Origin of the sequence: Bacillus cereus group sp. N11 (assembly GCF_016483605.1) — a bacterium.
Taxonomy (GTDB): domain Bacteria; phylum Bacillota; class Bacilli; order Bacillales; family Bacillaceae_G; genus Bacillus_A; species Bacillus_A toyonensis.
This window is the reverse complement of sequence record NZ_JAEHBN010000016.1, coordinates 1-14,261: the sequence shown is the minus strand read 5'-3', so window position 1 is coordinate 14,261 and position 14,261 is coordinate 1. Positions and strand designations below refer to the sequence as shown.

Below are 14,261 nucleotides of genomic sequence, written 5' to 3'. Positions count from 1 at the left end.
TTAATCACCGTCCAGTTTGATTTCTTCTAACGCTTTATCGATACCTAAACTATTAATCTGACTTAAAAAATTCTTGTCAAAATACTCTAATGCATCGTTATAAACATAACGAGAGCGTTCAAAGACTAATTCTTTGAACTCCTCGTCATTATTTAAATCATAATTTCCGCACACTCTAAGTAATGCCTTGTTAGACGTAGAAAGGATGCGCTTTAGGTTATCATCTTCATCATCACCTAATCGCATTCTATCTTTGAATTGCTGTAATATTTCATTTGAAATTACTGTATCCATTCACATCACCCTTGAGTTGGTGGAGTTTTAGGGACGAAAGAAATCTTTAAATCATAAACAAGAGCTGCTTTATTATCTTTTGGTTTACCGTTAGCAAACTGTTTGATTGTATAAAGCGTAGCATCTTCAATTGCTAATGTTTGATCAAACTTTTTAAGCTTATATCCGCCAGCAATCGCTGCAAGATATTGTCCTTTTACAAAGAATAATGCTTTTCCAACTGGAACTTCTTCAGATTCAGCAGTTTGGATGTTATAAGGTAACGCCATTATCCATTGACCATTAGGAGTTTGAATTGTGTTACGTGCTTGTACACCGATTGCATCCACAGGATTTACAACCATCACAATTTTATTTAATACTTTACGAGATTTTCCTTTTCCATCAACAGATAAAGCTTTTACCACTTCGTAAAGTTCACCAGCAATTACTTCGCCATGTTCAGAAGGAGCAAATGTCAAAGTTCCAGATGATTTTTTATCAGTAACCGCGCCTGTAGTTGCATTTACATCTTTCATTAAACCTACAGGTTGATGCGCTACAACTCCACCACCATTTACAAAACCAAACTCTAAACCTACTGAATAAGATTCTACTAATAAAGTTCGAACATAACGTTCAACCCATTCCGGCCCAAGTTCTAACATATCGTTCGGAATAGCAGCAAATGCAGTTAATTTAAGTTGACCAATTTGTTCTTGTCTAAATGCCGCATTAATTTGTCCTTTGATTTCACCGAATAATTCGCCCCAAGCATACGCTTTTGTCGCATCAGAGTAAATGAACTTTGTAACTGCACCTAAATCTTGTAGACCTAAAGCATCAAGTAATGGATGTTCTTTAACTAAGTCTTCAAATACACGTTCTTGTGTAGTTACTGGAAGAATAGAACCGTCTTTAAAACCGCCATCTTGTACAACTGCATTAAAGAATTTTGTTTCTGCTGCTGTTAATACGTTTTGACCGCGTTGTTGAAGAATAGAACGATCTAACATTTCATCATTTACTTGGTTACGGACTGTGTTAATTATATCCGTTTGCATCGCATCAAAGAAACCTTCAAATGCTGCTGTTTGTTCTTGCTCTGTACTCTCTGCATTAGTTAAAGCATCCGTTAACTTTGTTTTCGCCTTATTGAATGCTTCAGATTTATTAAATTTAATCGTCATTATGTGTTTCCCCCATTTTTTATAATTTTATATTTTTATAAATTTATAAATTTAAAAGGAGCCCTTTAATCCCACTGTTTTTTACAGGTTTAGGATTCGGCTCCTTTGGTTGTTCTTCTATATTGTTTTGTAAATCATTCAGGATTTCGTTTTTTAACCCTGATAACGCTGCGTTTAAATCTTCTTTTGTAATCCCTTGGCCTTTGTTCATTGTTCCATTTCTAAAACCATCGATTACTTTCTGTGGAAGCATGGCAGAAGTGGCAGTTGAAGCTGTCATTTTAACCTGATTATCCATAAACATGATTTCATCCACAAAATTGTTTTCTAATGCTTGTTGTGGACCCATCCAAGTTTCTTCAGCCATCATATTAAGTAGTTCCTCTTCTGATTTCCCACTTTTAATGACATAGGCGTTTACAATCGCTCGATCTGTTGTTTTCAACATCTCAGCAGCCTTTTCCATATCACGATGATCTCCACCATTCCACATAGAGGCATTGTGAATCATAATTTGAGCTGTTGGAGAGATTCGAACTTTATCAGCACCCATCGCAATGAATGATGCTGCACTTGCCGCCAACCCAACAATTTGAGCTTCCACATGACCAGGATAATTTTTTAATGCTGTGTAAATCTCTGAACCTTCATTTACATAACCGCCAGGACTATTAATTGATACAACTAAGTCATCGCCATTTGCTTCATCAAGCGCTTTTGAAATCTTTCCTGGGCTTGTAGCATCCATTTCAAACCAATCATAAATCCAAGCTTCATCATTAGAAATAATTGGCCCTTTAACGTCAATTTTCACCGTCATTTTCTTTCTCACCTCCTTCAGTTAAATGAGTTTCTGTATAGTTTTTGGTAATATAATGTTTGTTTAAATTCGGATCATTTGAAATATCATATCCTACTTCCAATCTAAGCTCATTACCTGTGAATGCACTAGAAGAAATGAGTTTATCGATACTTTCAGCAAGCTCAAATATACTCTGATAAGAAACGGATTTAATTTCAATTTTTTGACCTAAAAGATACTCTTCTTTTTCAAAAAATTTAACGTTTGCTTCATCTGAAATCTTTTTTAATAATGGTTTCACTGTGAAAAGCATATAATTTTTCGTTTGCTTCTCTACATCAGCCATTTCGCCATATAACAAAGCGATCGGAATACCAAAAGCCATAGCTACTTGATTTAGAAAGCCATTCGTTACTTTGTTTATTTCATCCACACTTTGACCAGAATTTACACCACCTGATGTTTCTTCGTATTTAAATCCTGGTTGTTGTGGAATAATAGCAATATCATTTTCTCCAACAGCTTTATACATGTCATCTATAAAATTTTGGAGTTTTGCTTGATGGTCTTTACTCTTTGCAGCAAGCATGTCCATATCAACTGTGGCACGAATTTGATTTTTACGTTTTTGAGAGCTTAATATCCTACCGAATAAATCACCATAATCAGCAAAAAGCCCATCAATAAGCGGTGATAACTTGTCATTACGATATCTTAAATGAATGACTTCACTTTGTTTAAAACTTCTCTTAAACTGATAATCTTTTACGGTGACATTTGTAAAAGTATCTTCAAACACAGCGTACTCATTATGTTCAAAGTCATCAGCGATAAGTAGATCACCATCATCTGCTTGTATAATTAAAGCTTCATTATCATAAATAAGTTTGTAAATGAACTGTTCCCAAAAGGTACTTGCTGTCATATTCTTATTGGGCCTAACATTTAATCGGTAATAAAGCTCATCTTTTTCGAATTTTCCGCCGTTTTTTACTCTGAATTCTGATTGACTAATTGTCCTTCCTAAAAATGATATACAGGTATCAATCGCTATTCGCTTCATGTGGACTCTATTTGCCTTTTCAATAAACATTTCCACATCAAACATAAATCCTAACTCACTATTTCTTTTAAATACCGCATCCAGCCATCCAATGATTATCACCCCCTTTATTAGAATTTAATACCATCTAGCATAAAATCAAATTCATCCACAAGAACGTTATCTGCTTGCCATAATGCATGGATAAAAGCTTGGAATCCATCTGTTTTTCGCTTGAATTCATCTTTTTTCAGATATTCTTTGTTACCGTCTTTTTTGATGTGGACGTAAACGTTGTTGGTGTACCAACGCATTAATGGATTATCTCCAAAAATAATACGATTGTTTGCAAATAACGTTTCGACCCTTGGTGCTAATAAAGAATGAATAGCTTTTGGATTACGAATGTATAACAATATGAAACCTTCAGCTTCAAGGGCTGATTTAACAAGATCAAGACGGAATGTATCAGCTACAATCGTATTAAACCCGTATAACTCACGCATTTTTACAAACCAATCTACAATGTGAGAGATATTAATGACTGGTTCATCTAGAATAGTAAGCAATCCTTGCTCTTCCCATTCTTTAATAGGTACTTTTAATTTCACTTTGTCCAAAAAGCCTTTTCTTACAAATGATTGTGATTTCCAAATGTAATCTTCACCATGTTTAAACAGTAATCCGACTGATGCAAAGTCCTTGATGCTGGCGAAGTCGAGGCCGCCCACAGCAGTTTTGTGTCTTAGATCTGGAACTTCTCTAAGCGTTACTCCATCTTCTTCATAACCAGTACGCATGATTTCTTCCCATGGAGCTACAGACTTAGTTAAATCCACTTCTGGTAAATTCATTCTTTTAGTCATGAAATTTTCTCTATTAGATGGATCATTCTCAAGGTTTTTATACTGACGCATAACTTTTTTAAACAAACCTCTAGCATATTGACTTATAGGCTTACTAAACATTGGATTTGCTTTTTCCCACATATCTGGATTATCTACTTCTTCAGGATTATCCAACTTACAAATGAAAGGAAATAATCTATCCTCTTTTTCTTTTCCTTTCAGAATATTCATAGCTCGCTCTTTCATTTTGTCGAGATACCCTTCACGAACAAATCCATCTGTGGTAATAAAAAATTCCCTAGAGTTAGGAACTTTACCTAAACCACTAGAGAATACTTCTACAACATCGCTATTTTCATACCTATGTATCTCATCATAAATTACACATCCATCTCTTAATGAGTCTTTACTTCCTGCATTCGATGTATGAAATTCAAAAGTCGAACGGGTAGCTTTATTTGTTATCAATTGTTTTGTTGATACAAACAGCTCGTCTAATATTTCATGTTTTTTATTCTTTTCATAAACATCTGTAAAAGAAGTCTTAGCTTGCCTTTCTGTATTAGCAACTACTGATACATTATAATGCTCAATACCATGCAATTCGCTAATAAAGAAGTGTGTCAATGCACTAATCAATCCGTTTTTACCAGCACCCCTTGCCATCATCCAAAAATGCTGATCAAAATAAACATCCTCATATTCATCAAACAAAAACACAAATGCTATTAAAAATTTTTGAAAGGAATTTAATTTAAAATGCCACTTTTCTATGAAAGTTACACATTTATGAATTAAATCCATATCGAAATGTAAATCATTACGGGTTAATATATCTTGCTTTAAATAATTAATAAGCATGATGCGTTCTTTATTTAATAATACGGTTCCTGTTTCATATAGTTCTATATATTCACTTACATACTTATGAACAATCATATTAAATCACTTGCCGAATACTTCTTAATTTCTTTTTTATTATTTCCCTCCGGCAACAAATCCGTTAATTGTTTAATGACCCTTTGATATGATTGATCACGGGTATTATATAACCGGGCAACAGGTCGTTCTCTTTCATACGGCTCTGTTTTATCAGATTGTGAGAACATTTCATAGTCACCATTCTCAGATATATCCATCCACATCTCATTCAATAAAACTCGTAATCTCGCTGCTTGAATAATTAACCCTTCTACCACTTTCAACTTACTAGGTGGGATGTCTTTAAATAGTCTTTTTAAACGATTTTTTTCTTTGTTAACTAGCACCTCACGCTCATCAATGTCCGCCATAATATCACCTCGATTCAATCATATTTTCATACTGGGTAGGGGTCCTATACGAAACAGCTCAAAAATCTGAAAAAACGACCCCCACCTCCGGTGCCCCTAAGACAAATTTTTCATGAAATATTTTAAGGGGGGGTGTTATTTTTGTTTTATTTTCACCATTTCTCATCATGTTCCCATTTATTTTGTTTCTTTTCGTAAACTCTTCCATGTTCTTTGTTATGACAATTTACACAAACTGTTTCAAGGTTGTCTATGTCTAATGCAAGATCAGGATGATGTTCTAGTTCTTTTATATGATGGACAACGAGCTGTATCTTCTTTCGTTTGGCACTCTCACTGTACTCATTGGTATCTGTTTGCACTCGACCGTTACGTTTACATTCCTGGCACTCATAGTTGTCTCGCTTCTTTACTTGTTCGCGTGTACTCTTCCACTCACCACTGTCATAGAACTTACGCTTCTGTTTTTTTGTTTTATATTCATTCACTATCCGTTACCTCAATCATACCTGTATCAATCCGCTTCTCCCGATGTTGTATATCCAGACACTTCTCACAGTAGAAAGTAGCAGCAACATCTACACCATAACAATTAGCATCAGAATAGAAAGAAGTAGTATCACTATCTAGCACTTGATACTTATGCTCACACATTATCCTCACTCCTTATCTATAAAATAAAAAGCACCCGAATGGATGCTTTTTATTCAAGTATTAATTTACACTTCAATTACGGTAAATGAAGTTTTATCCTTCTTCCAATCACCTGTTTTCTCACATTTATTTGCATCAATATTATTAAGTAACTGGAAGAAGAGCAAAAGCCCTTCTTCGTTTACACAACGTAAATTGCAATTGAATGTGGAATCAAGAAACAACGGGTTATCCAATCTGCAACCATCGCCACCGGTCATGACGATCCATTTTCATTTATCAGGAATTTTGTGAGAAATGTTTTCCGCCACTTCTCACAATACAAATATAACACGGAAATTCCAAAATAACCTGTACATTTCCTGCCAAAAAACGGTCACGACTCTGCCACTTCTTTCACTATTCTCATTTCAAATTTTTCAATTTGATCTGTAATTTCTATTCTAATCCCTAATAAACCATGATCTTTTACCTTTTGCTTTTTTCTAATTAGCCACTTTGGATAAGCCAAGTCCTCTAATATCATTCTATAATAATTTGGATTTATCCTTAATAGATTCGGTTTTTCGCCCTGTAACATTTGATACTCAACCAATTCACACAGTAGCTCTTCGCAGACCACTCCATCATCACCTCGTATTAAGTATATTTAACTAATATACAGAATTACATCATTTTATGCTTTTCAGTTACCCATATCTTATATTTTGTGTAACTAAGTCAAACGCTACAGCCCTTGATATTGATAGCTTCATAGCACTTTCTCTTTTGAGTTACACAACATAATAAAAATAAGTAACCGTATAGAATAGGGTAGCACCACATGGTCATCAAGTTAAAGGTTTAATGTACCAGCAATTAGGAAGATTTTATTCTGTTAGCTTGATAGTGATAGGATACAGCCAACATTTCGGAAGCTTTGTATGTTAGACGAATTTTAACCTAAAAAAGTCGAATTCTTGTACGTGAAGTGCAGTGATATTTCATTCATATAATCCGTATTATCTGAAGTTAATAAAGTCCGTTACACTCTCTTCTTTAGGAATGTTTCCATAATATCCTTCTTGAACTTTTCATAATCAAACTGAAAAGCTACATTATGCGTTTTATAGCCTGGATTAGTAACAAAACGAAAGTCTGCAATGCTTTGACCAAATCCTTCCCCTTGATCAGGAATTACTTTAATGGGTACCCTTGAAAGGCTAACAGCCTCTTGATTCAGCAAATACCACACCGTTACAAAATCATGCATAGGACTTCCACTTATACCAGGACTCGACTTGGAGTAGAAATTATAATAATAATCTAACATAGGTTTGATGATGAGTCCTGCAAGATCCTGTGTATTCCGATGAAATGCATCGATTTGCTGGACCATTTCGGGTGTAACAATCGCATGTTGAGTCACATTTAAAGGAATAACCGTCAAGTTCTTTGCATGCTGCAGAATTAAGTTTGCTGCATAAGGGTCTGAGTAAAAGTTAGCTTCAGCCACAGCAGTTACGTTACCTGGATAGAAAAAAGCTCCCCCCATGCAAATGCATTCTCTTACGTTTCGCATTGTTTGTAAATTCAATACAAAAGTCGTAGCTAGCGAAGAGAGTCTTCCTAAATTGATAATTGTAAGATCTTCTAAATTTGATTCTATAATTTGATAAATATCATTTAAAGGATAAACTGGATATGAAATTTCAGGGGGAATGATAGGTCCTAATCCGACTTTTCCATGTACCTCAGGGAAATACTGAATCAATATTCCTGTCAACGGTACAGAAGCACCAAGGAATACAGGTATCTCTTCTCTTCCCGCAATGTACTTCAAATAGTTAATGTTCCTTATTACATTTTCTCTTGATACATTCCCATAATCGGCTACAATTCCTACAAGTTGAATGTCTTTACGAAAAAAGATGTACAGTATAGCAAACGCATCATCAATCCCCAAATCTGTGAACAGGAGAACCTTTTTTTGCATATCTCTTCCTCCAAAATTTATAGAATTCTACTTTCACTAATGATGTAGTGATCAGACTAAGCTTGTATGTATATATTTTATGTATTCTTAAAGAGTGAATTCTATTCACTTGAAATAGCTTTGCTCATCTAGATTTGATATTATGTTCAAGCGTAAGTTTCTGTTCTTAAGTCGATAGGTATGTGATGCTATCCTCGAACTAAAAAGAAAAAGCAATGATTAGATTTTAAACCTAGTCATTGCTTTATCCATTGCATCTTGGTTTACTCCTATATATCGTAATGTTACTCGTTCACTTGAATGATTGAATATCTCCATTAGCAAGGCTATATTCTTTGTCTGCAGGTACATATGGTATCCGAATGTCTTACGTAGTGTATGCGTTCCAATCTCATCTAAGCCAAACACTGCTGCTGTACTGTTCAGTATTTTATACGCCATGCTCCTTCCAATTGGTCGATTCGTTCCTTGCCTACTCTTGATTAGATACTCATAATCTTCCATATCTTTGATGTACCATTTTAACTCTCTTCTTAATGCTGCAGTAATCTGAATTCGTTTCTGCTTACCTGTCTTCATTTCACGCATTGAGATATGGCTTCCCTTTAAATCTCCAATCTTCAGTTTTAGAATGTCACTAATACGTAGACCTGTATTAATTCCCATTACAAACAAGATATAATTACGTTCACTCTTTTCTTTTAAATACTCTTTAATTTGTTGTATTTGCTCTGGATCACGTATTGGCTGAACAAAATTCATTATTCAATCCCTCCAGTTTCTTCTGTCTCGTAAACTTCTAATCTAAGAGCAAAAGCAAGTTTATAAAACACTCTAGCCTTAACACGTCGATAAGTACGCTCGCTCATACCAATTTCGTTATAAACCATATAATCACATACATCTTCATCTTCTAAATAACGCTTAATGATAATATTTCTTTGATCCTTTCCTGCACGCCCATTACCCAAACGATTTAGGAATTGATCGATACGAAATGACGTTTTCTTAATCCACTCTTCTCGTTCACTTTGTTGTATATTAGCCATCACTACATCTTCTAATGGCTTTCCCACATTATTTGTAGGTCCGTGATATCTAATTTCATAAGAAGGAGTGACTTTCATTTCTTCACGCATCATTCCAAACTGTCTATATAAACGTACATTTTCGAGAACACCTTCTAATTTTTTCTGCGTTGCTGCTCTATCGATTTTTGGTAAGAAAGATAATTGTATAGTCATGTAAGACCACTCCTTTTTATTTTTTATTACTTTTGTCTTAATGCTCCACGCCTACGCTCATAGCAAGGTCTATGCATCCCCATTAAACCCTCAATCTCACGAGTGCTTAATTTTTCTTTTCGTTTTTTCTTATTTTTCTTCTTAGCTTGTTTTGATTGCTTTTTCCATTCGCGTAACTGATCTTCTAGCGCCTTCATTTCCCCATCTCCCTTTTCAAAAATAAAAAGGACACCTATCCCTAAAACAGCTTTAATTGCCGCTTTAATGAATTGGTGTCCTCTAGTTTTCTAGCCGGACTATATTCAGTTTGCTTTCACTTTAAAAGGATTTTTTTGTTCAGATTCTGAAAGAATGTTAATATTCTTCATAAAGGAGGTCTACTGATGAAAAAGATCTTTTTAGTTATTTTCATAGCAATTTTCCTTTTAATAATTTTATATTTTGTTGGTATGTCACTTTTTTGGAACCAGCCTTAAATTAAAACAAATAATAAATTACCACTATGATTATATAATAAACATTCCGTCAATAATGTAGATAGGCAATAGCCAGAACTCATTTATTGAATCCCTAACCTTTCTCCGCTCCCCACGGAGAACCAGCCAAGCAGTTAGCTTTTGCTAGCTGCTTTTTGTACTAAGTTAATAAAATCTTGTTCTTATTTCTTTTTTTACACCATATACTTCTAACCTAGACCCGGCTCAAAGTGTTACCTCCTATCTTAAAGAGCACTTATGCATGGTGCTCTTTTTTAGTTTTCTTATTTCTACAAAATGAAATTTTTATTAAGTTGTTCCCACATAGCATTTCAAGTTCTGTACATACTATTACTGTAACTTAAAGTTACATATCCGAGCTTGCAGGGCCTAATTTCTTTTGTACAACTAGCAGTTAGCTAATCAAGCTGACTGCTTTGTTGTACTTAATAAAGTTTTTATTTAACATTCTTGCATAACATTTTCAACTCTGTTCATACTATAGTTGTAACTCGCAATTACAAAAGCAACATTTAATAAGCACCGTTTTCTTTTCTTACCAGGACAGCTAGCTAATCACGCTAGCTGTTTTATTGTATAAAATGAAGTTTTTGTTTAGTTTTCTTTCATTTCCGAATAATATTTTCAACCCTGTTCATACTACTTTTTGTAACTCTTAGTTACGAACTATTTCTGTAAGTGCAGCGTTTCTTTTGTACAACGAGCAGTTAGTTCATTGAGCTAGCTGCTTTGTTGTGCTAAATGAAGGATTTATAAAAAGATTTCTCAATACCCAACACATGGAAATCCACTCCCTTTTATGGTAATCTGTTGGTAATCCCATAAGAGTTTAGTGTTTCACTAAAAGGACCCGTACCCCTAATCGGGTCCTTTTAAGCGTTTTTGTTTAAAATTCATTCACATTTTTACTGGACAAGCATATGTTATTGTATGGAAGCTTTCCATTCATAGCATTCTACCTTTCTTATTTGAGAGTACACTTATATGTGTGCTCTTTTTTATTTAAGATAAAATAACGATTTTGTTTATAAACTACACATAAATTATGAACATACATACAATAACCAAGATCATCTTATTTCAATGCTCTCTTGGTCATAGAGCGCCTTAACAAGCGCTCTTTTTATTTAAATAAGGATTTTTTTAAAAGAATTAATAAAATTCGATATTCCACTAATGCTAATGACAGTACAATCTACTTCTGACCCAGGTTGTATTACATAGAGCAGTTAATACAACTAACTGCTTTTTTTAGTTTTCATTACATAAATTTAGAATTTAAGCACATACTATTTATGAGCTATTACAGATGTAGCCTAATAAAAACGTAAATGTTCATTCACTTGGCAGACAGCTTTTTATAATTGTCTGCCAAAAAATATTTAAAGTGCATAATTTCCAAAATGAAATTCATAATATATGTAGGTCTAAATTTCTAAATCCTCATTTCAGCCTTTAGTATTAGACCTAATAAAGCGCTCCTCTCTCTTCCTTGGGACTAAGCAGTTAGCTTTTGCTAGCTGCCTTTTTTGAATTTGTCCGAATAAAATTCTATATTATGTCCAATACTATAAATGGGCTGATACAGCTTGAATTCACAGTGACCTCTGTAATGTTTTTTCCCCTTTCTCTGAGGGCCGAGCAGTCAACGATTGTTAACTGCTCTTTTGCATTGAGTTAATTATAAATTTTAGGTCTTATTTCACTTCTACGCCATATACTTTTAACCTAAGTATCCAACTCAAAGTGTTACCTCCTATCTTAAAGAGCACTTATGCATGGTACTCTTTTTTATTTTCCTTATTTCTACAAAATGAAAATTCCATTAGATATTTGCACGTTAATAAATAATCCTCATATACTACCATGCGCTCTACACAAACCTAAGAAAAACCAACTTATTAAAGGCACTACTCATTTTAATTTTTTTGAATAAGCTCTCGAACACTACACACACTATTTATAAGCCATATATACTAGTGGCTTCACTCTTTTTGTAAAAGAATGAGAAGTCAATTTATCGTAATTGGCTAACTCATTCACCCCACAAGCAGGCAAAGTTTCTTTGCCTGCCATTTTTGTATAACTTTCTTAATTTGAATCATACTATTCAGGAACCTGTTTACCAATGCGAGTCAATTTAGTGCTTTGAGATTTCCTCCTTCTAGGACAAGCAATTTTGCTTGTCCTTTTTTAATTAAATTACTATTCATATGCCTCTCTTCCCCAGTCTCTAAATTTTACTTTTTAGTATTAAAAATATTAATTTGTACATTATAAAAATGTTCCACACAATGATGTGGTTACATAAGGAGGAGTTAAAAATGGACAAACGTACTGAAAAAAAGTTGAGGCTGTAGCACGTAAAGCTGCTGATTTAGAAGTTTCACAAGAATTAACTAGTCTTAAAAATCAAATTCAACAGTTACATCAATCTTTATCTCAAGCATCTCAGAGTCAACAGCAAGGATTACAACAAAATCAACAAATGGGTGGCCAACAAGGATTACAACAAGCTAATCAATTAATGCAACAACTTCAACAATTTAGTCACCAATCTCAACAACAAATGCAACAAGCTGATCAACAATTACAGCAAACAATTCAACAAGCTATTCAAACATTAAACCAAGGATTACAGTATCTACAATCTAATCAAACATTAAGTCAAATAAATCAAGCTATTTCTCAAGCTCAATCACAAGTTGATCAAGTGAGCCAGCAAATGGGTGGCCAACAAGGTCAACAAATGGGTAACCAACAAGGTCAGCAACAATTTCACTAAGAGTATTTACAGTAGTCCCAGCCGCAATAAATTTTCCGCAACTTATATAACAGTAAGCAAATTCCAATTTCTTTTTGTTAGTTATTATTAAAATTAAGTAAATAACAATATTTTTTGACGGAGCACTTTTTATAGTGCTCTTTTTAAATTGGATAATTTCATTACAAAATAGTGTTTTTATACTAGTGTACAAGCCGTTTCTATTCAAAGAAACACAACATAGTATAAAATACAGGACCAAGCTTTCTAAAAACTTGTCCGAGTTAATTCTTAAAAAGAGGTGAACATAAATGCCTATCGTTAAGCCTTTTATTGCTGGAAGACGATTTGTAAGTACAGCAGCAACAGGAACTGCTGCTGGAGCAGATTTAACTTTTGCCAACACCGACTTCACTGATGATACTGGTGCTGTAACAACATTTCCTGCTTCTTATGCTTTTTTCACGCTTTATATTAATGGTGTTATTCAAACCGGCGATACTATTACTGGTGTGACTACTACAGCTGCTACTATTGTAGGAGGAGCAGTCCTAGATGGAGGTACTCCTATTGCAATTGAATTCACTATAACGTAATTTTAGTTTTCGGTAATAGAGGCTTTATAATTAAGAAGCCTCTATTTTTTAATAAATCTTACGCCCATTTTAATAGCAATTACATAATGCAGAGCATATACTAGTATAGAATGATAGGAATTTATACTCACTCTCGAACAGAGCACTTATATATAGTGCTCTTTTTTAGCTTCTTTTTTCTACAAAATGAAATTTTTATTGCATTAATCCCCGTATAACATTTCCAGTCCTGCTAACACTATAAATGTAACTTTAAGTTACACATCTTAACTTGTAGGGCCTAATTTTCTTTTGTACAACAAGCAGTTAGCTAATTAAGCTGATTGCTTTGTTGTGCTGAATGAAGTTTTAATTTAGTTTTCTTTCCTGCATATTTTTTCGAATTCTGTTTATACTATAGTTGTAACTTTTCGTTACAACTTATATCTGTATCCAGTGAAACTTCTAAAATTGTACAATGGAGCAGTTAGCTACTTCAGCTAGCTGCTTTGTTGTGCCAAATAATTTTTTATTTCTCAACAACCATTATTAGAATTAAAATCCCAATAATGGTAATATGAAAGTAACTTTCAGTCATAATTATTAACATGTCAATTGTTGTTCCCTTTTAAAAGGTCCTGTGTCAACCAGGGCCTTTTAAACTTGTTCCCTACTAAAATAGCTTTTTTTGTTCAAATACTTCACGCCCATGAAAAAATTACATTTAGTATCACGTACTCTTTTACACTAAGAACTTTGATTCGAAGAGCACTTATATATAGTGCTCTTTTTGGTATGGAATGTGAAATAAAGGCTTGCTCTTAAAACCTTTTATGTAATTATTATAGGGTTTTTCCTTACACCCGTGTGTCTGTTTACTCATAAGTTGTTAAAGTATAAATATAAATTGGTAGTTAATTTATAAGGGAGGTGTAAAAATGAGTAAATTTAAAAAGAATTGTCACATCCCCTTTCCATGTGCCTTTCCTTTACCTCAAATAGGGCCTACTGGAATAACAGGAGCGACAGGACCTACCGGCATAACTGGAGCTACTGGACCTTCTGGTGGACCTCCAGGACCTGGTGGACCTCCAGGACCTACTGG

At 34.0% G+C, this 14,261-nt stretch carries 15 protein-coding genes and 1 pseudogene; 3 read left to right on the top strand and 13 right to left on the bottom strand.

From position 1 onward, the window contains the following. From JDS98_RS23110 to JDS98_RS23050, 13 genes are all read right to left on the bottom strand, one after another. Nucleotides 1–294, bottom strand: coding sequence for a hypothetical protein (locus tag JDS98_RS23110; protein WP_097872883.1), 294 nt, complete (start codon nucleotides 292–294; stop codon nucleotides 1–3). Nucleotides 295–299: 5 nt separating this feature from the next. Next, on the bottom strand, nucleotides 300–1,463 hold the full coding sequence (locus JDS98_RS23105) for a phage major capsid protein (protein WP_199634366.1): 1,164 nt from the start codon (nucleotides 1,461–1,463) through the stop codon (nucleotides 300–302). Between the two features lie 43 nt (nucleotides 1,464–1,506). Further along, the gene (locus JDS98_RS23100; RefSeq protein ID WP_097953992.1) at nucleotides 1,507–2,283 is read right to left on the bottom strand and encodes a head maturation protease, ClpP-related; all 777 of its coding nucleotides are present in this window, start codon (nucleotides 2,281–2,283) and stop codon (nucleotides 1,507–1,509) included. Next, nucleotides 2,267–3,430 carry a phage portal protein gene (locus JDS98_RS23095; protein ID WP_199634365.1) on the bottom strand — a complete coding sequence of 388 codons (1,164 nt, stop codon included), beginning with the start codon at nucleotides 3,428–3,430 and terminating at the stop codon, nucleotides 2,267–2,269. The genes JDS98_RS23100 and JDS98_RS23095 overlap by 17 nt, the downstream gene beginning before the upstream one ends. An 8-nt stretch (nucleotides 3,431–3,438) precedes the next feature. Then, complete coding sequence (locus JDS98_RS23090; RefSeq protein ID WP_199634364.1) at nucleotides 3,439–5,094, bottom strand: terminase TerL endonuclease subunit; 1,656 nt, start codon at nucleotides 5,092–5,094, stop codon at nucleotides 3,439–3,441. Further along, nucleotides 5,091–5,447, bottom strand: coding sequence for a hypothetical protein (locus tag JDS98_RS23085; protein WP_000763336.1), 357 nt, complete (start codon nucleotides 5,445–5,447; stop codon nucleotides 5,091–5,093). Before JDS98_RS23085 ends, JDS98_RS23090 begins: the two co-directional genes overlap by 4 nt. Before the next feature lie 152 nt (nucleotides 5,448–5,599). Then, a complete protein-coding gene (locus tag JDS98_RS23080; protein ID WP_097855407.1) occupies nucleotides 5,600–5,935 on the bottom strand; it encodes an HNH endonuclease in 336 nt (111 codons plus the stop codon). Further along, entirely contained in the window at nucleotides 5,928–6,101 is a 174-nt protein-coding gene (locus JDS98_RS23075; RefSeq protein WP_199634363.1) for a hypothetical protein, read from the bottom strand. The genes JDS98_RS23080 and JDS98_RS23075 overlap by 8 nt, the downstream gene beginning before the upstream one ends. A 376-nt stretch (nucleotides 6,102–6,477) precedes the next feature. Then, nucleotides 6,478–6,723 (bottom strand): hypothetical protein, encoded by a 246-nt coding sequence (locus JDS98_RS23070; RefSeq protein WP_199634362.1) that lies wholly within the window; start codon nucleotides 6,721–6,723, stop codon nucleotides 6,478–6,480. A gap of 402 nt (nucleotides 6,724–7,125) precedes the next feature. Then, complete coding sequence (locus JDS98_RS23065; RefSeq protein ID WP_199634361.1) at nucleotides 7,126–8,076, bottom strand: nucleoside hydrolase; 951 nt, start codon at nucleotides 8,074–8,076, stop codon at nucleotides 7,126–7,128. 219 nt (nucleotides 8,077–8,295) lie between these two features. Continuing rightward, nucleotides 8,296–8,838, bottom strand: coding sequence for a site-specific integrase (locus JDS98_RS23060; protein WP_199634360.1), 543 nt, complete (start codon nucleotides 8,836–8,838; stop codon nucleotides 8,296–8,298). Further along, nucleotides 8,838–9,320 carry an ArpU family phage packaging/lysis transcriptional regulator gene (locus JDS98_RS23055; RefSeq protein ID WP_199634359.1) on the bottom strand — a complete coding sequence of 161 codons (483 nt, stop codon included), beginning with the start codon at nucleotides 9,318–9,320 and terminating at the stop codon, nucleotides 8,838–8,840. The genes JDS98_RS23060 and JDS98_RS23055 overlap by 1 nt, the downstream gene beginning before the upstream one ends. Before the next feature lie 26 nt (nucleotides 9,321–9,346). Continuing rightward, nucleotides 9,347–9,517, bottom strand: a complete 171-nt coding sequence (locus tag JDS98_RS23050) for a hypothetical protein (RefSeq protein ID WP_199634358.1) — start codon at nucleotides 9,515–9,517, stop codon at nucleotides 9,347–9,349. Between the two features lie 2,788 nt (nucleotides 9,518–12,305). Here JDS98_RS23050 and JDS98_RS30345 point away from each other — a divergent pair. The 3 genes and pseudogenes from JDS98_RS30345 to JDS98_RS30340 form a co-directional block, all read left to right on the top strand. Further along, complete coding sequence (locus JDS98_RS30345) at nucleotides 12,306–12,602, top strand: hypothetical protein (protein WP_242480989.1); 297 nt, start codon at nucleotides 12,306–12,308, stop codon at nucleotides 12,600–12,602. 290 nt (nucleotides 12,603–12,892) lie between these two features. Then, nucleotides 12,893–13,177: a DUF4183 domain-containing protein gene (locus tag JDS98_RS23040; protein ID WP_033730179.1), complete on the top strand. Its 285-nt coding sequence runs from the start codon at nucleotides 12,893–12,895 to the stop codon at nucleotides 13,175–13,177. Nucleotides 13,178–14,094: 917 nt separating this feature from the next. Then, a pseudogene (locus JDS98_RS30340) lies at nucleotides 14,095–14,261 on the top strand (BclA C-terminal domain-containing protein); the annotation flags it as partial.